Origin of the sequence: Paludibaculum fermentans, from assembly GCF_051172195.1 — a bacterium.
In the GTDB taxonomy this organism is placed as follows: Bacteria; Acidobacteriota; Terriglobia; order Bryobacterales; family Bryobacteraceae; genus Paludibaculum; species Paludibaculum fermentans_A.
Window position 1 is genome coordinate 363,011 of record NZ_JBPJAQ010000001.1, and the last position, 22,266, is coordinate 385,276.

22 protein-coding genes are annotated in these 22,266 nt (G+C 63.3%); 4 read left to right on the forward strand and 18 right to left on the reverse strand.

Annotated features, from left to right (window positions below):
- Positions 1-126: 126 nt before the first annotated feature.
- Positions 127-837, forward strand: a complete 711-nt coding sequence (locus ACR9Y2_RS01460; protein ID WP_435039243.1) for a PEP-CTERM sorting domain-containing protein — start codon at positions 127-129, stop codon at positions 835-837.
- On the opposite strand, the gene ACR9Y2_RS01465 is transcribed toward ACR9Y2_RS01460, so the two are convergent.
- From ACR9Y2_RS01465 to ACR9Y2_RS01530, 14 genes are all read right to left on the reverse strand, one after another.
- On the reverse strand, positions 816-1,373 hold the full coding sequence (locus ACR9Y2_RS01465; protein WP_435039244.1) for an ECF-type sigma factor: 558 nt from the start codon (positions 1,371-1,373) through the stop codon (positions 816-818). The two genes, ACR9Y2_RS01460 and ACR9Y2_RS01465, sit on opposite strands and share 22 nt — an antisense overlap.
- A gap of 178 nt (positions 1,374-1,551) precedes the next feature.
- On the reverse strand, positions 1,552-4,293 hold the full coding sequence (locus ACR9Y2_RS01470) for an ADOP family duplicated permease (RefSeq protein ID WP_435039245.1): 2,742 nt from the start codon (positions 4,291-4,293) through the stop codon (positions 1,552-1,554).
- Positions 4,290-4,628 carry a PadR family transcriptional regulator gene (locus ACR9Y2_RS01475; protein ID WP_435039246.1) on the reverse strand — a complete coding sequence of 113 codons (339 nt, stop codon included), beginning with the start codon at positions 4,626-4,628 and terminating at the stop codon, positions 4,290-4,292. Before ACR9Y2_RS01475 ends, ACR9Y2_RS01470 begins: the two co-directional genes overlap by 4 nt.
- 94 nt (positions 4,629-4,722) lie before the next feature.
- Complete coding sequence (locus tag ACR9Y2_RS01480; RefSeq protein ID WP_435039247.1) at positions 4,723-5,559, reverse strand: PadR family transcriptional regulator; 837 nt, start codon at positions 5,557-5,559, stop codon at positions 4,723-4,725.
- A 94-nt stretch (positions 5,560-5,653) separates the two neighbouring features.
- Positions 5,654-6,115: a hypothetical protein gene (locus ACR9Y2_RS01485; protein ID WP_435039248.1), complete on the reverse strand. Its 462-nt coding sequence runs from the start codon at positions 6,113-6,115 to the stop codon at positions 5,654-5,656.
- An 87-nt stretch (positions 6,116-6,202) separates the two neighbouring features.
- Positions 6,203-7,126 (reverse strand): serine hydrolase, encoded by a 924-nt coding sequence (locus tag ACR9Y2_RS01490; protein WP_435039249.1) that lies wholly within the window; start codon positions 7,124-7,126, stop codon positions 6,203-6,205.
- Positions 7,123-7,461, reverse strand: coding sequence for a cupin domain-containing protein (locus ACR9Y2_RS01495; RefSeq protein WP_435039250.1), 339 nt, complete (start codon positions 7,459-7,461; stop codon positions 7,123-7,125). Before ACR9Y2_RS01495 ends, ACR9Y2_RS01490 begins: the two co-directional genes overlap by 4 nt.
- A gap of 40 nt (positions 7,462-7,501) precedes the next feature.
- Positions 7,502-8,587 carry a hypothetical protein gene (locus tag ACR9Y2_RS01500; RefSeq protein ID WP_435039251.1) on the reverse strand — a complete coding sequence of 362 codons (1,086 nt, stop codon included), beginning with the start codon at positions 8,585-8,587 and terminating at the stop codon, positions 7,502-7,504.
- A 22-nt stretch (positions 8,588-8,609) separates the two neighbouring features.
- On the reverse strand, positions 8,610-9,356 hold the full coding sequence (gene bshB1 / locus ACR9Y2_RS01505; RefSeq protein WP_435039252.1) for a bacillithiol biosynthesis deacetylase BshB1: 747 nt from the start codon (positions 9,354-9,356) through the stop codon (positions 8,610-8,612).
- A complete protein-coding gene (locus tag ACR9Y2_RS01510; RefSeq protein ID WP_435039253.1) occupies positions 9,357-10,022 on the reverse strand; it encodes a rhomboid family intramembrane serine protease in 666 nt (221 codons plus the stop codon).
- Between the two features lie 4 nt (positions 10,023-10,026).
- Positions 10,027-10,980, reverse strand: coding sequence for a carbohydrate kinase family protein (locus tag ACR9Y2_RS01515; RefSeq protein ID WP_435039254.1), 954 nt, complete (start codon positions 10,978-10,980; stop codon positions 10,027-10,029).
- Positions 10,977-12,944 (reverse strand): alpha/beta fold hydrolase, encoded by a 1,968-nt coding sequence (locus tag ACR9Y2_RS01520; protein ID WP_435039255.1) that lies wholly within the window; start codon positions 12,942-12,944, stop codon positions 10,977-10,979. The genes ACR9Y2_RS01515 and ACR9Y2_RS01520 overlap by 4 nt, the downstream gene beginning before the upstream one ends.
- A 25-nt stretch (positions 12,945-12,969) precedes the next feature.
- Positions 12,970-13,551, reverse strand: a complete 582-nt coding sequence (locus ACR9Y2_RS01525; RefSeq protein ID WP_435039256.1) for a class I SAM-dependent methyltransferase — start codon at positions 13,549-13,551, stop codon at positions 12,970-12,972.
- Positions 13,532-14,797, reverse strand: coding sequence for an acetyltransferase (locus ACR9Y2_RS01530; protein ID WP_435039257.1), 1,266 nt, complete (start codon positions 14,795-14,797; stop codon positions 13,532-13,534). Before ACR9Y2_RS01530 ends, ACR9Y2_RS01525 begins: the two co-directional genes overlap by 20 nt.
- Before the next feature lie 178 nt (positions 14,798-14,975).
- Between ACR9Y2_RS01530 and ACR9Y2_RS01535 the strand changes: the two genes are divergently transcribed.
- Complete coding sequence (locus ACR9Y2_RS01535; RefSeq protein ID WP_435039258.1) at positions 14,976-15,458, forward strand: single-stranded DNA-binding protein; 483 nt, start codon at positions 14,976-14,978, stop codon at positions 15,456-15,458.
- A gap of 138 nt (positions 15,459-15,596) precedes the next feature.
- On the opposite strand, the gene ACR9Y2_RS01540 is transcribed toward ACR9Y2_RS01535, so the two are convergent.
- Both ACR9Y2_RS01540 and ACR9Y2_RS01545 read right to left on the reverse strand, forming a co-directional pair.
- Complete coding sequence (locus tag ACR9Y2_RS01540) at positions 15,597-17,999, reverse strand: ABC transporter permease (protein ID WP_435039259.1); 2,403 nt, start codon at positions 17,997-17,999, stop codon at positions 15,597-15,599.
- A 95-nt stretch (positions 18,000-18,094) separates the two neighbouring features.
- Complete coding sequence (locus ACR9Y2_RS01545; protein ID WP_435039260.1) at positions 18,095-18,787, reverse strand: hypothetical protein; 693 nt, start codon at positions 18,785-18,787, stop codon at positions 18,095-18,097.
- A 328-nt stretch (positions 18,788-19,115) separates the two neighbouring features.
- On the opposite strand from ACR9Y2_RS01545, the gene ACR9Y2_RS01550 reads away from it, so the two are divergent.
- Complete coding sequence (locus ACR9Y2_RS01550; RefSeq protein WP_435039261.1) at positions 19,116-20,222, forward strand: energy transducer TonB; 1,107 nt, start codon at positions 19,116-19,118, stop codon at positions 20,220-20,222.
- A 15-nt stretch (positions 20,223-20,237) separates the two neighbouring features.
- Here ACR9Y2_RS01550 and ACR9Y2_RS01555 read toward each other — a convergent pair whose 3' ends face one another.
- On the reverse strand, positions 20,238-20,837 hold the full coding sequence (locus ACR9Y2_RS01555) for a hypothetical protein (protein ID WP_435039262.1): 600 nt from the start codon (positions 20,835-20,837) through the stop codon (positions 20,238-20,240).
- Positions 20,834-21,430 (reverse strand): PepSY-associated TM helix domain-containing protein, encoded by a 597-nt coding sequence (locus tag ACR9Y2_RS01560; protein ID WP_435039263.1) that lies wholly within the window; start codon positions 21,428-21,430, stop codon positions 20,834-20,836. Before ACR9Y2_RS01560 ends, ACR9Y2_RS01555 begins: the two co-directional genes overlap by 4 nt.
- A gap of 97 nt (positions 21,431-21,527) precedes the next feature.
- Here ACR9Y2_RS01560 and ACR9Y2_RS01565 point away from each other — a divergent pair, with 97 nt between their 5' ends.
- The gene (locus ACR9Y2_RS01565; RefSeq protein ID WP_435039264.1) at positions 21,528-22,262 is read left to right on the forward strand and encodes a hypothetical protein; all 735 of its coding nucleotides are present in this window, start codon (positions 21,528-21,530) and stop codon (positions 22,260-22,262) included.
- Positions 22,263-22,266 lie beyond the last annotated feature (4 nt).

Sequence of the window (22,266 nt, forward strand, 5' to 3'; positions counted from 1 at the left end):
TTGAGCTCTTTTTTGGCGCAGTTCCGGCGCGGATTTCGAGAGTCCTGTTGAACCGCCCGGCCGGTGTAGTCCGGGCTGCGTTTAATCTTCCATCAAGAGAACCGAAGGTAAAGGTCAAAGATGCAATTGAGCAATATCAAATATCGCGCCGCCCGGCTGCGGGTGACGACTGCGTGGAGCAGGCCGCTGCTTGTTTTGGCGGTGCTGGCAATGGGCGCGGCGCCGGGCTTTGGGGCCATGCTGTACGACATCAACTCCTCAGGGAGCGGATCGTCCTTCGCGGGGTTCAGCGGCAACTGGGGTCTCCGCTTCAGCCTTACGCAGTCGATCAAAGTGGGTTCGCTGGGATTGTGGGATGAGGGCGCGAACGGCCTGGCCGGCGCTCATTCAGTGGGCGTGTTCACGCTGGGTGGTACGCTATTGGGCTCGGCGACGGTGGACAACTCCAGCCAGGTAGTCTCCTCCGCCGCCACTGCCGGCCGCTGGCTGTTCACCAATGTCGCGTCGCCCTTCGACCTGGCGGCGGGCTCCTATGTACTCGGCTACTACAACCAGGCTGCGGCGATGGACGCTTTCCGTGGAAACTCGGCCACGACGTTCATGAGCGGGGCCGGTTGGGAAGGTGCGCGGGCGCGAGCGGGCGCCGTTTCGTTCTTCATGCCGGATGCCACCAGCGGTGGAATCAACCAGGGTTGGTTTGGACCGAATCTGATGACCGCCTCCCCGGCCGCGGTGCCCGAGCCCGCGACGTGGAGCCTGATGCTGCTGGCCGGCGCCCTGGGTGGAGCGTGGCGCGCCCGGTTCCGGAGGAAGGATCAAATCTCCGCGCGCAACTGACCTGCGAGCCAGACCTTGGCCATGCCCCATTCGCGGTTCACGGTGCGAGGTGACACGCCGAGATGTTCGGCCGTCTCCTCCACCGTGAGACCGGCGAAGAAGCGCAGTTCGACGATGCGCGCCTGCTGTGCGTCGAGCACTGCCAGTCGCGTCAGCGCCTCGTCCAACGCCTCAAAGTCCATCGCGCCTGCCTGTACCTGCAGTGCGTCGTCGAATTCGATTTTCCCGGCGCCGCCACCGCGCTTAACGGCGTTCCTTCGACGCGCGGCGTCCACGACAATGCGCCTCATCACAACACCCGCGAAGGCGTAGAACTGAGTGCGGTCGCGCCAGTCGGTTCTGGTGTCCTTGAGCAGTGCCAGAAACGCTTCGTGGACGAGGGCCGTGGGTTCCACTGTATTCCGGCGGCCGGCGTTGCTGTGATAGCGGGCCAACTGCCGCAGTTCCTGGTAAATCAAGGGGAAGAGCGTTTCCCCGGCCGATTGGCTGCCGCCACCCCATTCGCGCAGCAGTATGGTGAGATCCCTGTCAGGCATGTACAACGGACTGCCATTCTAGCAGACGGCTGTATTCTCGCGGCTTGCGGGACTTCGCTGGATGCTCGTTCCCGCTCGCGCAACGGCGAGCCGAGGTGCGCCGATTCCTTCCCGGGCGGCCGCGGTGATGGATTGACGCGGGCGCGGTCCATTTGGACCTGATACGAACGACCGTAGCCTAGTCGTGGCGCAGAGCCACCAGCGGATCGATGCGAGAGGCTCGCCGGGCTGGAGCGTAGCCGGCGAGAAACGCGGCGGCCAGCAGGACGATGCCGGCCAGCGCCAGGGTTGCCGGATCGTTGGGCTGGGTCCCGAACAGAAACGATTTGACGAGGCGCGTGGCGCCCAGCGCGATGGGGAGGCTGATGGCGAGGCCCACCGCGGCCAGCAGGAGCACGCGGCGCAGAACCATCCAGACCACGGTGCCGCGTTGCGCGCCGAGGGCCATGCGGATCCCCATTTCACTGAACTGACGGGCGACTGTGTAGGACATTGTCCCGTAGAGACCCACGCAGGCGGTGAGGAGCGCGAGGATCGCGAAACCCGTGCAGAGCCTGGCGAACATGACTTCCCGGCTGATGGTCCGGTCGATTTCCGCCGCCTGGGTGACTACGTTGGTGACGGGCATGGCGGAATCAGCCTCCCGCACGATTTCGTGCACACTCGTGACGTATTTCAGCGGATCACCCGAAGTGTGAAGAGCGAAGGTGACGCCCTCTGGAGAACTTTGGCTGGCGGCCAGGAAGACGATCATCGCACTGGAGTCCCCGTTTTTCAGGCTGCCGCTGCGCAGATTAGCCGAAACCCCGATGATTTCGACATCACGCTTGTCGTCGACGAGCGTGATGCGCTGGCCGATGGGATTCTCATTGGCGAAGTAAGTCCGTGCGAGGCGTTCGCTGATGACGGCCACCGAGGGGGAGCCCGGCTGGTCGCGGTCGTCGATCTCGCGTCCGGCCAGGATGGGAATCTGCATCGTGGTGAGAAAACGCGGCCCGGTGGTCATGACACTGGCGCCTTCGATCGCGACGGAGCCGACCCTCATTGCGCCCCTGTAAGTTTTCCCGGCGTGGCCGGCGTTGATGATGGAGGACTGAGAAAGGGTAGCGCTGCCCACACCGGGGATCGATTCAAAGCGTTTGCGCAGGTTGGCGTAGAAATTGACGATCTCCGGGTCGCGATGGCCGGCCTGGCTCGCGTTCAGTGAGAAGAGCAGAATGTTCTCGCGGGCGTATCCCAACTGGACGGAGTGCAATTTGTCGAGTGTGCGGACGAACAGACCGGCGGCCACCAGGATGAGGAAAGACATCGCGATCTGGGCGACGACCAGGACATGCTGGGTGCGGTGGCGGGACCCACCGCCGCGGCCGTCCTTGAGCGCGGGGATGACGTCGGGCCGAGTGGACTGAATTGCGGGTACGAGGCCAAATATCAGGCCGCAGATCAGAGAGAGCGCCGCGGTGACGCCGAGCACCTGCCAGTTCAATTCCGCGTGGAGTGTAAAGTTCTCCTGTCCCCTGGAGAACAGGAGAGTGAGCCAGCGGACGCCCCAGATGGCAAACAGGACGCCCAGGGCTCCGCCGACTGACGCCAGCATCACACACTCGGTGAGCAACTGCCGCACGACGCGAAGCCGTCCGGCCCCGAGGCTGAGGCGGATCGCCATTTCGCGGCGCCGCGCGGCTGCCCTGGCGAGCAGGAGATTGGCGATGTTCACGCAGGTGATGGCCAGGATCAAGCCCACCATCGCCAGCAGTACGAACAGCGGCTTGGAATACTCGCGGCGCAGTTTGCCGAGGCCGCCAGCGCCGGGGTTCAGAATCAGGGCGGGCAACCGGGCGAGTTCCCCGTCACTCTTCGCCGTGGTGGCGACCCATTGCTTGAACCGGGGCGCCAGTACCGACTGGGCCTGGGCCATGGTGACGCCGGGGCGCAGGCGGCCCATCATTTCGATCCAGTAGAAGTTTTCGTCGGTAAACACGTGTGCCGCCTTCGGGCCCTCGACCAGCAGGCTGGTGTGTATCGGAAGATAAAGGTCCGGCGCCGTTGCCGGATCGACTCCGAAGAACTCCGGCGGCGCGACACCGATGACGGTAAAGGGCACGTTATCCACGAGGATCGCCTGTCCAATTGCACTGGGTGGTCCGCCGAAGCGATTCTGGCTGGCGGAAAAACTGATGACCGCCACCGGCGCCGAGCCAGGACGGTCGTCCTCGGCTGCAATGAGGCGGCCGGCGGCCGGCGACACGCCCAGGCCGCGGAAGTATTCGCCGGTGACATATTCCGTGGCGGCGCTCATGGCTTGCCCGCGGATGGCCAGGCTATGCTTGTGGCCGTCGAAGTACCCGAACAGTGTGGAGAAGACGGGATTGTCCTCGCGTAACGTCTCGTACGCGCGGTATGGGAAGATTCCGCTGACCAGGGCGCCCCTGTCACCCGGCCAGAAGATGCCCTGTATCCCGTGCACGACGTGGACCCATTGTTTGCTGGCGTTCTGGGGCGGCTTGCTGGTCCAGTTCAGCATCACCAGCGCCTCGGGCTCGGCTACTGGGAGCGAGCGCATCAGGATCGACTCCATCAGGCTGTAGATGGCGGTATTGGCGCCGATGCCGAGTGCCAGGGACAGGATGGCCAAGGCGCTGAAGGCTTTATTGGAGGTCATGGTGCGCCAGCCATAGCGCAGGTCCTGGCCGAGTTCCGATAGAAAGCGTGTCATCCAAATCTCCCGCGACTCTTCCTGCTTCAGGGTGACGTTTCCAAAGCGCCGGCGCGCCTCCGCACGGGCGTCTTCCAGCGTCATGCCGTTGGCCTGCAATTCGGCCGTCTTTTCGGCCAGGTGGAGTTCTATTTCCTCACTCAGCGATTCGCTGCGCCTGGCGCTTTGCAGCCAATATCCCAGCCGTCTGCGCAGGTGGGTCATTCCGTTCCCATCACGTGCGCGATGGCCAGCGTGAGTTTGGCGTACTGCCGGGTTTCCACGGCTAGTTGTTTGCGGCCGGCGGCGGTGATTTTGTAGATCCTTGCTCGCCGATTATTCGCCGTGACGCCCCAATCCCCATCGATCCAGCCGTTGAGTTCCAAGCGTTGGAGAGCGGGGTAGAGAGAACCCTCCTCAATGAGGAGCTCATTGCCGGACGATTGCTGAATGAACTGGACTATGCCGTAGCCATGGAGGTCGCGCAGCGAGAGCGTCCGGAGAATCAGCATGTCGAGCGAGCCGGGCAACGAGTCGTTCTTTTTTGATTTGCGTCCCATACTAAGAATTCTTAGCTTACGGTTCCAGTGGGCAGGAGTCAAGGGCAGACGGGAGAACCTTCGCGCCGCGACGTGAAGTCGAGGTCAAGCCCAGTCACTGCCGGCCCTTCGGCTTCGAACGCGGTCTCGTGGAGGAGACGAACGGCTGGTAAGGCGTGAAGAAAGCGGCGTACGATTTTCTCAACGCACGGGTACCCTGTGCCGTGCTGTCGAGCACAACCATGTTCACGCCCAGATCCTGCTCTCGGGCGAAGCGCGCTGCATTCAGCCGTTTTCGACTGGCCGTATCGTAGAAACGAACGGCCATTTGGACGGCGGGTTCCGTACCGTTCACGAGCAGCAGTTGTCCAAACGGAAGGACGACTTGAACCAGATCCCCGGACCTGTCGAGATTGGCGGCGAACGCCTCGCCTGCCTTGAGCGCAAACGCGGGACGGTTGCTGACATAGCAGACAAGATGGAGTGGAATCCTGGCGTCCTTGGCGGCGTGCCGGATCAAAGCAGGCACTGGATCACAGTCGCGCTCCGGTTGGAAAGTGGTGACCGGGGCGGGCTGCCCAGAGGCCGCGAGGGAGGTGCACGCGATGGCGATGGCCGCTGAACGCGCGGCCAGCGTGGGCCGGCAGGTCGAGTCCACCAAGGTCCGCGAATCAACCGCTACCTGCCGGAGGCCGGCGGAGGTGATCTGGTAGATCCTCGCCCGTCTGTTCTTCGCGGTCATGCCCCAGTCGCCGTCAATCCAGCCGTTGAGCTCCAGGCGCTGGAGTGCGGGGTATAACGAGCCCTCCTCGAGGAGGAGTTCATGGCCGGATGAGCGTTGAATGAACTGAGCGATGCCGTAGGCATGCAGGTCGCGGAACGACAGCAACCGCAGAATCAACATGTCCAGGGAGCCAGGTGGTGAATCGTAGGTTGGTGCAGGGCTGCTCATACCAAGAATTCTTAGCTTACGGCGCAAGGATTCGGGGCGTCAAGTGCGCGCTGATGGTGGTGACCGATTTCGGGGTGGCGCGCCGAGCCCGCGCTTATTGTTTACTCTCCTTGGATTTCTCCTCGATTAAGCGTTTCGTGAGGAGAACCAGCCCGAGAAGTTGGGTCCATTCCGACACGATGTTGCCCACAACCTGCCCCCACTTTCCGCCGGAATCCATCCTGATGTAGAGCAATATCCAGCCCGCGCCGGTGAGCCCGAGAAAAATGGTCAAGGAGTGCTGCCGGATTGTCTCGATGACACGATTCCGGAAGCGGCGGCCCGGCTGCCGGCTCTCGGCTGAGCCGATTTCGTAGAAGTATTTCGTCGCGATGACGGTGACTACCACGCCGGTCCAATCCGCGATGGCGTTGCCGAAATACGAACCGGAATGAGTCTTCGGATCGCTGTGGCGATACAAGGCGATCCAGGAGAGGAGGATCAGAATCGCGGTGAGGCTGAGTCCATGCTGCTTCAGGAATCCGGCTTTGCGACGGGGTACTCCTGTGCTGGTCATATTGTCCAGTGTGCCATCGGCGGGCGAAGGGAGAGGGGGAAGAGCTGAGGACTGGGAGTGAAGTGGATGCTGCGACGGCTGCCGGCGTTACTGCGGCGTGGTGAGGAAGCGATAGACGGCGAGGGTCGCCTGGGCCAGGGTGTTCTCGCGCGCCGCTTCGTCCTGTGGGGAGAGCTTGAGGAAGACGCTGAGGAGGATATGGCCCTGGTCTCCGGGCAGGATGAGGCCTCCAGCGTCGCTGGTACAGAGATTCAGTTTGTCCCTGGTTCCGCAGGTGCCGGGGATGTGCCAGGCCTGTACATCCGCGGGCAGCAGGGCCTTCAGGCGGTGGGGCCCCTGGCTGGCTTCCATGAGCCAGGCCAGCAGGAGTTCCGCGGGCTTCGGTTTGAGGAGCACCCGGCGATGGACGAGGGTGAGCAGCGCTGTATAGGCTTCCGGCGTGGTGGAGTCGCGGGGATCGGCGGCAAAGGCCTGCGGCCCCTGCTTTGTGAGGTCGGCGAGCGCCTCCTTTGCGGTGCGGTCGATGCGGATGCCGTCTTTGACCAGACGCTCCAGGGTGGATTTCAGTGGCTGTTGGCCGCCCGACAGCGAGAGGAGAGCTTCCCCGGCGGAGGCGTCATTTTCCGCGACGGCGTAACGCAGGAGCTGGCCGATGGTGAGGACAGCGCCATCGGGATAGCGGTCGCGGATGGGGCTGTGGCCGGGCAGGTAGGTGCCGGGTTCCACGCGCACCCATTTCCGAAACGGCAGGAGTCCGGCTTCCATGAGGGCCAGGGTGCGGATCGCCACGGGCAGGTGGTAGAGCTGGGCGAGGGGGAAACGGTCGGTGGCGCGCCAGCCGATGCGCAGGTTCTTTTCGGGGTAGATGGCGGCGAGACCGAGTTGGCCGCCGGAAGCCTGTTCCAGGCGCGAGAGCTCGGCGGCCAGCGCCCTGGTGGCCGGAGACTGGACTTCCGCGTCCTGGCCAAAGGCCGCGGCGGCGAGAAGCAGAAGCGGAGCCAGACGCATCATTTGGGGGTCGGCGGCGGGCTGAAGACGACGAGGACGACGAGCGGGTCGACGCCCGTATTGTGGAGACCGTGAACCACTCCGGCGGGCGCGAGGATGAGATCGCCCGCGGCAACGGCGGAGAGCTCTTCGCCGAGTTGGACTTCTCCAGCACCATCCAGGACCACGTACATCTTGTCCTGATCGGCGTGGGTATGCGCCTGATGCTGCTGGCCGGGCAGCAGGCAGTTGAGCCCGGCGTAGAGGTGACCGGCGGCGGCGAGGGAGACTTTCCCCATTTTTTCCGGCGAGAACTGGGCCTGGCCGGCGGCGGCACGGACGATGGTTCCTTGGGGCATCTCTTTTTATGATGCGCCAGGGAGGGGCGCGGGTACCAGATCAGACCCGCGAGCCGGTCATTTCGGCGACCAGGTGAAAGAACGCTTTCTTGCGCTCGGTATTGATGCCCCAGTTGACGGGCGGGCACTGGTAGCCGTCCTTGTAGTTGCTTTCTCCGGGGTCGAAGTAGCCCCACGAGGCTCCGGCGGCGATGGCGGCGGCGAAGTTGTTTTCGGGTTTATCGAAGTCGAAATGGTCGTCCTCGTTGAAGAGGATGGGCATGGGGCGGTAGCCGCTGACCTGGCGGGTTTGCTCGACCATCTGCGTAATGCGCCTGGGATCGCTGACACCGTTGCCGTGGAGGAGGAGAAAGTCGGATTCCTTTACGACGTTGGCGTGGGGGATGGTGCCGCCATTGAAGCTGGCGCTGACATAGTTGCGCTGGCCGCCGGTGGTGATGGATTTGGCGAGGGCGATGAGTTCGTGGATGCGGGGCGCCTGGATGAGCGGCTGCTGGTAGCCTTTGCCATCGCATTCGTTGGCGATTTCGACCATGACGTGCCAGTGGCGGCCGTTCTGGAGGAAGAGCAGCGTTTCGCGGACTGCCTTGCGGACGGCGTCGTCGTTGGCGAGGTACTCGTCCTGGCCGAAGTAGAAGATGCCGAGGATCACGCCCATGTGCCAGAGCTTGGCCTTGTCGAGGATAAGCTGCAGGCGTTTCATGTACGCGGGCTTGAGCGAGCCGTCGGGGGCAATGGCGCTGTTGCGCCACGGCTGCTCCTTCGAGTAGCCCTGGGGGCTGCCTCCCTGGAGGTTGAGGGTGATGCCGCGCAGGCCGTGTTTACGCCAGGCGGACATGTTGTCGAGGAATTCCTGGGTATTGCGGTTGGGGTCCCACTTACCAGTGTCGGGGTAGGCCCAGCGGGCGAGGGTTTGGGGGTTCTCGTCGTCGTAGATGCCCTGGACCATGCGTGAGTTCAGCAGCAGGCCTTCGAGGGAGTGGCCGTTCCAGGTGCGGCCGGCATAGGTGGGCAGGTCGTTGAAGTGGAACTTTTCGCCACGTATCTGGATGACGGGGTCGGGCACCTTGCGGAGGCGCACCTGGGCGGCCAGCGCCGCTGATAGAAAGTCTCGCCGGGATGGCATGGAAACGCGCTCCTGAGAGTGATCAGAACGATCGTACGCCCATCGTCACCATGTCATCCACCTTCATGGTTTCCTTGACGACGTAGGGCTCGCCGTATTTGGCGCCGATGAGGTTGCCGTAGTAGCGGGCGATGGAGCGCACGCGGTCGTGGATCTCGGCCTTTTTGGGGAAGAGTCCGGCGCCTTCGGCGGTTTCGCCGTATTGCGATTCGTAGGCGAACAGGGACTCCATGCGGCGTTCGAAATAGGGCGTGATGTCGACGACGAAGGAGGGATTGACGGTGGCGTAGCTGGAGGCGTAGACGACCTTGAAGGGGCGGTGGGGTTCAGCGAGGTCGTCCATCTTGCGAATGCCGGAGAGGAAAGCGGCTTCGAAGCCGAGGATGGAGGCGACGTAGTGGTCGGGGTGGCGGGCTTCCCAATAAGGGAGGATGAGTACCTTGGGCTTGAGGCGGCGGATGACACCCATGAGGGTCATGCGCAGGGGGATGCTGTTCTCGAGGCGGGCGTCGGGCATCTGGAGGTTTTCGCGGAAACCGAGGCGCAGGATGGAGGCGGCTTGGCGGGCCTCTTCCATGCGCAGTTCGGGGGTACCGCGGGTGCCCATGTCGCCGGCGGTGAGATCGAGGGCGCCGGTGACGTAGCCCAGTTCAGCCATTTTGAGCAGGGCGCCGCCGCAGGTCTGTTCGATGTCGTCGGGGTGGGCGGCGAGGGCGAGCACGTCGAGGGCGGGGGCGCCGTCAAGGTCGAGTAAGGGTGGGTAGAACATTTACCAGAGCAGATCGCGACGCTGGCGATAGAGGTCGCGTGTTTTGAAGAGGTGGATGAGGGCCATGCCGGCGAGGAAGCCGCCGATATGGGCGAAGAAGGCGGTGCCGCCGCTGCGCGACTGGACGTCGGAAATGGAGCCGAAACCGCTGAGGAACTGGATGCCGAACCAGTAGAGCAGCACGGCATAGGCGGGCAAATCGAAGGAGAAGATGATGATGAACCAGCCGACCATGGTGATGCGGGCGTGAGGGAATTTCATCATGTAGGCGCCCATGATGCCGGCGATGGCGCCGCTGGCTCCAATCATGGGGACGCGGGAGTCGGGGTTGATCAGGTACTGGCCCATGGCCGCGACGACCCCGCACAGCAGGTAGAAGACGAGGAAGTTGGCGCGACCGAGAATATCCTCGATGTTGTCGCCGAAGACCCACAGGAAGAGCATGTTGCCGATGAGGTGCATCCAGCCGCCATGGAGAAACATGGAGGTGAACATGGTGAGCCAGTGGAAGTGTTCGGGCACGAAGCCGAACGCGGCGATGAGATCGTTGCGGGTGAACGGGTCAAAGGAGAGCTCGAACAGAAAGGCAAGCGCGTTGAGGCCGATGATGAGGGTGGTCATCACCGGCTTCGAAAAACTGCGCTGCGAATCGTGGATCGGGATCATGCGATCAAGTCCGGTAGGCTTTGAACTCGGCCTTGGTGCGGCGTTCTCCGCGGGCAATGAGGGCGCGGGCCTCGGATTCCGTTGAGATGCCGCCGCGGGCGCCCATGGCGGTGCAGTTCAGGGCAGCCATTGCGTTGGCAAATTCAAGTGCTTCCCCAATTTCGAAGCCTTTCACCACAGAGTAGCAGAAGGCCCCATGGAAGACGTCTCCGGCACCGGTAGTGTCGAGGCAGTTGACGACGAAGGCGGGGGAGTAGACGAAGCGGCCGCCGACGCGGGCCAGGGCTCCGTGAGCACCGAGGGTCATGGCCGCCATCTTCATGCCGTAGGAGTCCTGCAGGAGGGTGAGGGCCTTCATGGGGTCGGCTTCGCCGGTCCAACGCTCTGGGAATTCGCTGGAGGTGATGAGGTAGTCGACGTTGGGAAGAACGTCCTCGAAGCCCTTGTAGATGGTATCGACGTCGATGGTGACGGGAATACCGTGGTGGCGGGCGATGCGGGCGGCATGGGCAACGGCGTGGGTGTCGTGGCCATCGATGTGGAGCAGGCGCGCGCAGGTGATCATTTCCGGAGTGATCTCCTCCGGTTCGATGCGGAGGCAGTCGGAGCGGCTCCAGAAGACGGTGCGCTCGCCAGTGGTCTGATCAATGAGGATATAGGCGGACTGGTTGGGGCAATTGGCGCGGCGGACGACGTGATCGAGGTTCACACCGGAGCCCTGCAGGCTATCCCATTGAATGTCGCCGCGCTGGTCGTCACCGATGGTGCCGACATACTTGGTGCGCAGGCCGAGGGAGGCGCAGCAGACCATGGCGCTGGCGACCTGGCCGCCGGGGCTGAACATTTCAGAAAGGAAGGGCACCTTGCCACCGTAGGCGGGGAAGTGCGGAATCACAAGGACGGTGTCGGTGGCGTTGAGGCCGACGCCGACTACGTCAAACTGGGCCGTGGCGCTCATTGCAGGCCTCCCATGAACTCTTTCATGGTTTGCGCCAAAGCATCCGTGGATTTGGTGATGTTTGTCATTTCGGTAATGTGGCTTTCGCCAGGGATGTAAACCAACTGGGACCGCAGTCCGGCCGATTTGAGGGCGTTGTGGAACTCGATCGCCTGTTGGGGCAGAGTGCCATAGTCCCACTGGCAATAGGTAACCAGGAAGGGCGGGAGACCGGACTGGATCTGTTTGATGGGGGAAGCGCCTTTCAGCAACTCAGCATCTCCGACGAAGGCGTTGGAGGAAGCGGAGCCTTCGAGTCCGGTGACGTCGTAGACGCCGCTGAGGGCCAGTACGCCGCGGATGCTCTTTGCGTCCAGATTATGGGCGGCCAGGTATTTCGGATTTGTCGCCAGTAAGGCCACCAGGTGACCACCGGCGGAGTGGCCGGCCGCGAGAATCTTCGACGGATCGCCCCCATGGGCCGCGACATTCCTGACGGTCCAGGCGAAGGCGGCGGCGATGTCTTCAATGTGGGTGGGGTGCTTGTACCTGGGCGAGAGGCGGTAGCTGGGGACGACGACGACGTAGCCGGCCTTGGCGAAGAGATTGCCGAAGAACGGGTACTGTTTGCGATCGCCGGATTTCCAGGCGCCGCCGTGGACGAAGAAGAGGACGGGCGCGCCGGCGGGCAGGTCGCTCTTCTTATAAATGTCGAGCTGGAGCTTGGCCGCGTCCTCGGGCGCCGCGGCCGTGTATTGGATGTCTTTCTCGACGGTGATGCCGGCGTCGAGGGTCATGCCGGGCAGGCCGATCTTGGAAGAATCGGGCGTATCGGCGCGGATCGCGTTGGTATAGATCCAGGGGCGCTGCTCGCCGTCGACTTCCAGCCACGCTTCAGCGCGGTAGGAGCCGCGGCCTGGGACGGTGAACGATACCTGCGCGCCCTGCTGTTCCGAGACGACCTTGCCGTCCTGGAAAAACTTCCACTTGGCGGGAATGGGCGAGCGGGCCACCAGGCGGGTGGTGCTGGCGAGGGGGACGGTATCGCCCATCTCAAAGACGCCCAGGTTGTTGGCAGCCACGAAGGAGAAGCCGTCGGGGTCGCACAGCCAGTCGTGCGAGACATAGGCGCGGCCGGCGCGGAGGGAGTCGATCACCGCGGGTTCGGAGAGTTCGCGGGCGAGGATGTGGGCGACCGTATTGCGGAAGGCGACGGGGTAAGGATCGAGGACGAGTTTGCCACCGGCAAAGACCTGGTTCTGATGGGCGTCATTGGCAGCGATGCCGGTGAAGGGGCGGGTGGCCGAAATGCGATCCCAGCGGGCGAAGATTTCGGGCCAGTAGTCACAGCCGGAAGCAAACGCCTCGTCGGGGTACTGGCGGAAGAGGGCGGACAGTTCCTGAACTTTGGCGGGTACGGCCAGGGCGGATTTCAGGTAGGCGAGGAAGTCGGTGTCGTCTTCGGCATCGGCGTGGCGGTTGTAGATCTCCATGCCGTCCCAGCCATCGGGTGAGGCGTCGAGCTGGCCTTCGGGGTGGGAGTGGAAGCGGACGCCCGGGGCGGGAGATGGGTAGACGAGCTCGTGTTTGCCGCCATTTTCGGCTCCAGCCAGAAAGAGGACGCCGTCGCGGAGGCCGTGCCAGGTATCGGGTTTGGGACCGTTGTGATCGCTGAGCATGACCACGCGGATGCCGGTCTGTTTAGCGGCGGCCAGCACTTCGGCGCGTTTGCCGAGAGTGTGGGGCGCGTCTTCGGCGTGGACGTGGAGAACCGCGGGGAAATCCTGATAGACACCGACGGGCGGGCCGGGCTTGCGGGCCGCGGCGAACTGGCTGCGGGCGGCATGGACGGCTGCCAGGCGTTCCGGGGCGAGGCGCTCCACTGTGGTGTATTTGCGGCCGGGTTTCAGGGCGGCCTGGCCGCTGAGGGCGCTACCCGTCAACCCTCCCACCGTGAGGAGGAGCAGCGCGGAACGAAAGCTCATGAATGGAGGATAGCGCGAGCGACGGTCACTTCTGTGGCAGTTCGTAGAGATAGATGGTGTAGGGGTGGCGGTGCACCTCCACTTTCTCCACCTTGGAGGGCTTCCAGCCCTTGATCTTGAACTCCAGTGAGACGACGCGGGCACCGGGCTTCAGCTCCTTTTCGAGCTTGGGGCGCAGTTGTTCATTGGCGTCAGTCATGAGGTAGAGGGAGATGACGTTGGCGGAGCCGACATCGACGCTCATCATGTCGCCCTCGATGACCTTGACCTGATCCTGCAGGCCCTGGGCGTCAGCGGACTGCTGGACTTTTCTGACGAGAGTGGGCGAAAGTTCGACGCCGACGGCTTTGGCTCCGAAGGTGCGGGCGGCGGAGAACAGAATTCGGCCATCGCCGCAGCCGAGGTCGAAGAGAGTTTCGCCGCTCTTGAGCCGAGCGATTTCGAGCATCTTCTCTACGATGGGCTGGGGTGAAGTGACGTACGGAGCCAACTTCTTGGGCTCCATGGCTTTAGGCGGCAACTGCAGGGCGAAAGCCGACTGCAGGGCCAACGCGGCCAGAACAACGGGCCAAGCCCGACTGCACGAATTAATGTAATGCTGCCTCATTGAGACCCCTGGACGACGGCGCGGTATTAGCACTCTTCCCTGCTTTGAATTTTACTATCTTCCCCACCATTTCAGTGACCGCGAACCAGAGGTCGCGCGGGCGGCTGATGGTAAACTCCGTACCCTTGAAGTAACGGATGGCCTGGCCGATGCTGTCGCGCCAGGGCGTCAGGTGCGGATACAGGTTGTAGTTCATGTAGAACACGGGGTAAGCCGGATCCACGACTTTCAGGGTGTCGGCGGGGACGTTTTCGGCCAGCATCACTTTGGGGCCAGCAAAAATCAGGGCGTCCGGGGACGACCCTTCATTCTTGAACTCAGTCCGGATGAGATCGCCCAGAAACTCGGTTTCGCTGTTTTTTTGCTGCAGCTTAGCCAGATTGACCCGGCCCAGTTGCAGACCCTTCAAGGCCTCGCCGATGGCAGGGAAGTCGATATGATCGGTCGAGTCCTGGCGGTACAGCACTCTCTGTTCCTGTAAGTTGAAGGCGACAATCGAAAACTTTGCGATATGGGGATCGCGCTGGATGCTGCGCAGAATCGACACCAAGGCGGTGGTATCGGCCGGCTGGAGCGTGGAGGCGGTGGAGTTCTGGGGCGCGAAGTTGACCAGCACTTTGACCGAGACAAGCGACTCGGCGCCTGAGCGGTCGACCGGCGGCTCGTCGAGGAAGTCTTCCTTGTCGCTGGCCGCTATCTCATTGGCGGCCATGCTCATCGCGAGGGCTTTGTCCTTGACCGGCAGGGCGGCCTCGGAGTCCCAGAAGCTGGCACACACGCGCTCTGAGCGGTCGCGCATCAGCCAGTCGACCTGGTACTTCCCTTCTCCGATGTCGAAGGTTCCTTGCAAGTAAGCGTCCCCTTTGGCGTCCGCATCCACGGACGGCACCCGAATCTTCTGTGAGAAGTAAACGGGCTCTTCCTTCTTCTCGTTGGACGTGACTCGGAAGAGGATGGTTAACAGGTTTTCCGAGCCGGAGAGTTCCTTCAGGGGGACGGAGATATCAAAGCCTGAATGAAACTTAAGGTCAAAACCGAGAATGGGTTTGGAGGGGGTGACGATGCAGGGAAGGTCCTTACGAGGCTCGCGCGCCTCGAAAACGGCCATGTCACTGCCGACAAGGCTTGGTCCGCCATTGGCCCCCTTCATCACGGTCTGCGCGAGCAGACCGGAAGGCAACCACAGAAAGACTCCTATCGCCCCAAGGGCGAGCCGTGTTCGACAGCCACTTTGCCCGATGCGCATGGCCCCGCCGTTCCCTTTTAGATTCTAAGCCCGAAAGACCACCGGCGCGCCCGGACGGTTGGTCTCACAGCCTATAAGATATAGATCGCATGATGACGCGTTTGGCTGCAGACTTCAACCGCTCAATTCTCTTCGCCGCGGCGGATTAGGCGGTTTTGTTGTGGTACCCTGCGTGAGTATGGCTAGCCGCAGTGTAAATAAGGTGATCCTGATTGGTCATCTGGGCAAGGACGCGGAGACCCGCTTCACGACGAGTGGAGTGTCAATGTCGCGCTTCACCCTGGCCACGAACCGCCGGGTGAAAGACAATCAGACGGGTGAATGGAAAGACGAGACCGACTGGCACAACGTAGTGGCGTGGCGCCAGGAGAACTTGTCACAGTACCTGACCAAGGGCAAACAGATCTACGTGGAAGGCCGCCTGCAGACGCGGAGCTACGAAGATAAGGACGGCGTCAAGAAGTACTCGACGGAAGTCGTGGCGGAAGAGATCTTCCTGCTGGGCGGCCGGGGGGAAGGGCCCAGCGGCGGCGATTCCTGGAGCGACGCTCCGGCGCAGCGCGGACCCGTGTCACAGCCGAGGCCGAGGAGTGCGCCAGCAGCCGCACCGGCCAGTGAGCCGGACTTTGGCGGTATCTCGGACGACGACGTTCCGTTCTAAGCAGCGCCCAAGGCATAGAAACGTTCAAGCTCCTGGGCGGGGCGTAACCCCGTCCAGGATTTCCCCCAGGCTCCCTCCCGCCGATCTTTCAATCCTCCTAACCCTTTCATTTTCTTGGAGCTAGCTAGAACTGCGTTGCTATTCGGTACGCAGAGCGGCGATTGGATCGAGACGCGAGGCGCGGCGTGCGGGCCAGTAGCCGGCGGCGACGACTGCTACCAGGGCGGCGATGGAGACGGCGATGAGTGTCAGGGGATCGCCGGGTTTGACACCGAACAGCAACGACGCCAGGTAGCGAGTTAGGGCAGAGGCGGCGGCCCAGCCGATGCCAAGTCCCAGCACTGCCGTGCCGACGGCCTCCGTCAGAATCATCCTTAACAGATCGCGGCCGCTGGCCCCGACGGCGAGGCGGACACCAAATTCGCGGGTGCGCTGCGCCACGCGGTAGGACATCACCCCGAAGATCCCGCTGACCGCGAGGGCCAGGCCGATGACCGCGAAGAGGGTCATCAGCGTGGTGTCGAACCGCTGCGGTGCGATGAACTCGTCCAGATTCTCTTCGAGCAGGCTCACGGCGACGAGCGGTTGGTCCTTGTCGACCGAGGCGACGGCACGCTGGAGGGCAGGCAGCAAGCGTTCGGGGTTGCCGGCCGTGCGGACAATCAGCGCTCCGGGCTGGATCGTGGTCGAGCGGAACTGCTGGTAGGGTACGTACAGCTCCAGCATCCCTTCCCTGAGCGGGCCGATATGCCGGGTGTCCCTCACGATGCCGATGATCGTCAGCCAAGGCAGGCTATTGTCCTTGCTGGCGGCCCGGATTCGCTGCCCGATGGGATTCCCGCCGGGAAAGAGCTGGCGGGCCAGTTTCTCGTTCACCAGCGCGACCGGCGCCGCTCCTTCCATGTCATTGGGCTCGAAGTTGCGGCCGCGCGCCAGGGCAATACCGAGGGTAGAGAGATAAGCGGCGTCCGTGCAGCGGATGGCGACGTCCAGGCGGTCGCCCGGCTCATCGGTCCGGCCGAAGACTTCGAGACTACCTCCGGCGGAGCCGCGCATGGGGATGCCTTTCGTCACCGTCGCCGCCAGCACGCCGGGCGTGGCCCGGACGCGCTCCAGAACATCGGCCAGGAAGCCGGTGTACTGCTGGGGGCTGGCATAGTGCGAGGGGGGCAGGGCGAAGTTGGCGGAGAGCACATGGTCCGTGCGGAAGCCGAGATCCACGGCCAGGATCGTCTGGAAGCTGCGGAGCAGGAGCCCGGCGCCGATGAGCAGCACGAAGGCGAGCGCGATCTCGGCCGCAATTTGCGCGTTGCCGAGGATCCGGCGGCCACGGGTATTGATCGATTCGCGGAGGCTGGCGCGCGACAGGGTGAACGCGGGGGCCAGTCCGAAGAGGAGTCCGGTGGCCAGGGAGACGGCGGCGCTGAAGGCGAGGACACGCCAGTCGATGCGAGCCTCATTGAGGCGCGGCAACACGTTGTAGGCGAGGGCCACCATCGCGTCGAGACTCCAATAGGCGAGCAGGAGCCCGCCCACCCCACCCAGGAAGGCCAACAACAACGATTGGGCCAGAAGATGGGCGATGAGACGGGCGCGCCCGGCGCCGAGGGCGGCCCGGATGGCGATTTCCCTGCGCTGTCCGGCGGCCCGGGCGGTGAGCAGGGTGGCTACGTTGAGACAGGCGATGAGCAGCAGGAAGCCGACTGCGCCCATCAGGGAGAAGAGCGCCTTATTCGGTTTCCCGGTGACCTGTTCTTTGAGTGGTAGCAACCGGATGCCCCAGCCCTTCAGGGCCGGGATCGACTCGGCGGTCTGCCGGGCCTCGGCGTCAAGGACCGGTTGTGCCGTTTCGAGGGTCCGGCCAGGTGCAAGGCGAGCGATCACCATGAGCGAATGGTCGGTGCGGCTGGCGGCTCGCGCGGCATCGAGCCGCAGCGGCATCCAGACGTCGATACGGTTGCTGGCACTGACGGGCGGCAGAAAGCCATCGGGCATGACGCCGACCACGCGGCAGGGCTGGCCGTCGGCGAACACGGGTTTGCCGACCACGGCCGGATCGCCGCCGAACCAGTTGCGCCAGAAGCGGCTGCTGACCAGGACCGGGCAGGATCCGTCGTGTTCCTCTTCCGGGAGAAATGCCCGGCCGAGCAGTGGTTGGATGCCAAGGACGCGCAGGTAGCCGCCGGCGATGCGCTGCACCTGGACGCGCTCCGGCCAGGGTCCGCCGGTGAGGGTGACGACATCCCAGGCCCAGGCGCCGACGGAATCGAACAGGGCAGAATTCGCGCGCCAGCCCAGGTAGGCAGCGGGCGAAGCGTTGGTGACGGGATTCTTCGATTTCCCAGGGGGCGCCAGTTCGGAGATGGTGATCAGGCGATCGGGCTGGGGATAGGGCAGCGGGCGCAGGTAGACCGTGTTGATGAAGCTGAAGATGGCGGTATTGGCGCCGATGCCGAGGGTGAGCGTCAAAACGGCCGCGAGAGTGAAACGGGGATTGCGCCGGAGGGCACGTAGGGCGTAGGTCCAGTCGTTGAGATGCAAGGGCATCCTCCCAGGAGTCCAGGCTGGTCTGGCGGCGGCCAGGATGAGATTAGTGTATTACGAGGTTTTGGATGCAGGGTGCAGGAGTGAAGCGCTCAGTCGATACCCAGTTCGTCCACAATGCGCGCTTCCAGGCGGAGGTCCTCTCGCGAAACTCCGGTCTGTTCGATGAAGATCCGGCAGAAGACCTCCCAGATTTCGCTGGGGCTGGTACTGCCTGTCTCTTCAACCAATCGCGAATAGTTGGAAGCGAGAGCGCCCCGAGCCAGGTCCCCGACGGATTCGGCCCGATAGGGAAACTCAAGCGCAAGCATCGGACTCATCCACATCAGCACCCCGCCGACGATTAGCCCCAGGATGGCGAGACAGACTAGCCAACCCCACTCGAGCCTTGCCCGGAGGCCTGGGATGACGGTGAGGGCGAGCCCCAACGCCAGCAGTGCGAGAGTAACGCCCGTGTGCCGGCCCAGGTTGGGCAGTTTCAGTGTTGTCCGATCCTGGATGCGCCTCCAAAGAGTGCGCCGGCGGCCCAGCGGCATCATCGGGCGCAGGAGTGTCGCCGGGCGGATGGATCGCCGATCGACGCCAAGTACCTCCACCAGGCCACGGCGGACGCGATAGAATGCAGCACTGGTCAGGCATCGCTTCGTGTCCGGCCCCTTCAACTTGGCCAGCACCAGGGCATGCAGGTCGCCCACTGTGACCACTCCGCTGGCTTCCTCATCGGCAATGCTAATTTGAAACGCGTCTTCCAGCGCAAGTACGAGTTCGATGTAATCGAGGCCCACGGCCGGTTCTCCTCAACCCGAAGGACAGTTGCACTGCGAGAGGCGGTCTGTCCAGGGCCTCCACAAGAATACTGCGAACGACAGAAACCCGCCCGGCAGCAGGAACCGGCCTGTTCACTGCGCTCGCGGGCGCAAAACCTCGGCAGGAACTGTTCAAACCAAAATGGGCAGCCTGCCAGGGGCCCTATCGAGCCAAGCTGAGTGTGCGAATTCCTCTCGAAGTCAGGAGAATTTGGGGAGAATCCGTCCTGGGACATCCTGCGTGGTCTGCTAATCTCTTGTGATGCGCTTCCTCCGATGCCCGCTTTGCCTGGTGATTCCAGCCTGTTTGGCTGTATGGAGCCCAGTGCGGGCCGGTTCGAACCTGACCGCGCCTCAACTGATCAAAGCAGGCGCCGCGCTCAAACAAGGGGATGCCGCGGCGCTGGAAAAAGGCCTGGAAAAGAAGCCGGACGATGTGGACGCACGGTTGGAACTGATCGGGTACTATTCCAGCCGGCCGGCCGGCGTCGAACTGCAGACGATCCGCGAGAGGCGAGCCGCGCACGTCATGTGGCTGATCGAGAAGGATCCCAAGAACGACACGTTTGGTTATGGGCCGCCGGCGTGGCACATCAGCCGGAAAGGCGACTCACTTTCCGATGAGGCTGCTTTCAACAATGCGGAGGCGGCATGGAAGAAGCAGATTCAAGCCCATCCGAAGGATCATAAGGTCAAGCAATATGCCGCCATCTTCCTGCAGCTGGGCGACCCGGAGACCGCCGCCGGCTTGTTTCGAGAGATCGGGGACACCCGCGCGGCGGGATCGGTTGCGGCGAACTATCTGCTGGGCATCATAGCGCGCGATCCCATCACGGACGATCCGTCCGCCGTGGACGAAGCCCAGCGCGACTCCGACTACGGCCGGCGCATCCTGGGCGAGTTGCAGGCGAGCCGGGACGCCGCTTTCCAGGGGGGCGCCGGCTTTGGGCTGGCGACCGACGGAGCGATGCTCTACGCGGATGGCAAGATCAACTGGGATTACTCGAAGCTGGCTGGCGAACTGCTGGAGAGAGCCCGTGGGCTGGAGCCCAATAAACTCGACTGGGCAGTCGTCCCAACGAAGCTGCCGGCACGGGGGGAGTTGACGCCGCGAGTGATGCGCGTGGAGTGGGGGAAGCTCAAGGGCGCGGTGAAGAAGTATACCCCGCCCAAGTACCCGGCCCTGGCGAAACAGAACCGGGTTCAAGGTACGGTTGGGGTGGATGTCGCCATTGGAACCAACGGTAAGGTCCTGAAGGCAATTGTGCTCGGCGGGCCAAAGGACCTGACATTTGGAGTGGCGGAGACAATCGCCGAGTGGGAGTTCGCTCCCATTGTGGTGGCGGGCCGGCCGGCGATCCTGCTGACGGCGATACCGATTGATTTCAACGTCACTTCGCAGCCTGTGCGCTAAGCGGGGCGCCGCCACTCACAGCCGCCACAGGAAGACTCCGAAGGAGCAGAGCCCGGCGGCCAGGGCCACCCAGCCCCAACTCCGCGCCGGCGTCAGCTTCCACCACATGTACAGACCCGTGGCGATCCACAGCAGGAAGCCAAGACAGACCACATCCACCAGGACGCCCCACAGCTTGTTGAGGAAGCCCTCCTGCTCGAAACCGCCTCGCGCGTGAAGGCCCGTCAGGAAGTGATCCGGCCGGAAGCGGCGGTCCTCGGCGACCAGGCGCTGCTCGCGGATGTAGTACTTCACCTGGGTGGAGCGCAGGGAGGTGTAGATGTACACGTTCAACTGATCGGGACCCTGCCGGTAAGCTCCGAAGGAACCGGTGAGTCCGTTGTCCTTCATGATGCGGGCGCCCACGGCACGCAGGTCGCCGTTTTCGGGCACGTGAATGGCATAGGTCCGCTCAAAGCGCTGGTTCCAGAGCGGCAGCCCCAAAGCCTTGTCCCGATCCTCGAAAAACTCACCATGATTGAAGGCCAGGGAACTCACCCCATACATCAGGAACCAGGGCAGCAGCACCATGGCGAGATAGAGATGGGTGCGGCGGTTTACGTGGCTGAATCTCATATCGTCACCAGGAACAGAGCGAACAGGGCGCAGCCGCCCAGCGCGCAGAGGGCGCCCAAGCGGCGCGTCAACTTCATCTCCCACCACATCCAGAGTCCGGAAAGCACCCAGAAGACCATGACCACGATGAAGAGATCGACCGACGCGGCCCAGGCATCGTCAGCGAACGAGTCGAACTGATAGCCGCGGCGGCGGTGCATGCGTTCCAGAAAGCCGCGTGATTCCCAAGGCACCCGCTCGATGGTCAGTTTGCGGCTGGCCGGTTCGAAGGTGAGGCGGCGTGGAGTGATGGGGTCCAGCCGCTGTATGATCACGGCGTCGTCCTTCATGCGGCGGTTGGCGTTGAAGGCGCCCTCCAGGTTGAGGCTTTGCAGGATCTGGCGAGCCGTCTGTTTGGCCGTCGCGCCTTCGGGAAACGTGGCCTCGTAGGTCATCTCGCGCTCCAGCACGGCTGGCTTCGGCGGGCCTCCATAGAGTTCCTTGAACCAATCGCGATGGTTCATGACAAAGGTAGAGGCTGTGTACATCAGCACCCACGGAGTGAGAAACAGCGCCAGGTACATATGGGTCCGGCGCAATACCTTAGAGAACATATAGGGGCGAGTCTACTACGGAAGCTGGAGGCACAACAGAGTTTGGCTGCCAAAAATCGGGTTGGACCCCGGCCGCGTGGTAGAATCGCGGACACAAGTGATGGGGATCGGATTGGGTATTTGCGGCGCGGCCGTACGGACCGGCTTGTTGTTTGGAGCCCTGCTGGTGGTGTGTCCAGCGATGAGGGCCCAGTATCCGGACGCCCTCGTGGCGGCACCGAACCGGTACAAGCTCGTGCTTGAGAATCAATTTGTGCGGTTGATCCGGGTGGAGCCCGATGTGGCGCCGGTGACTGCAATGCACACACACCCGGGCCTGCCGATGATGCAAGTTGCCTTCACCGAGGTCCACTCGATTACCACCAACGCGAACGGGGCGACCCGGGAGAGCCATCGCGACGCGCGTACGGCGCGCTATTCGCCCGGCGGACCGGACATCGCTCACAGCACCAGGCGACTGAGCGACACGCCGAGCCGCTCGATGCGCATCGAGTCCAAGCTGCAGCCGGATGCGAGCGTGGTGCCCGGCCCACCGCTGCAGGATTCACACTTCGCGGTGGAGCAGGACAACGCGGATTTCCGCGTGACGCGCGGCAAGTTCGCGCCGGTGGAGAAACCCAGGTTGAAACTGAGCCTCACGCGGCCGGCGGTGCTCGTCTTCTTCGGACGGCAGAAGTGGCGGGTGCGGGACGAGAAAGGCCACAAGCGAAATTCGACCTTCGAGGATGGCGACTACCTGATTCAGGAGCCGGGCCACTTCCGGCTCGACAAAAAGCTGGCCGCGCGCGAGGCCGAGGTCCTGGTGGTGGAACTCAAGGGGCGCGTGAAATAGCAGG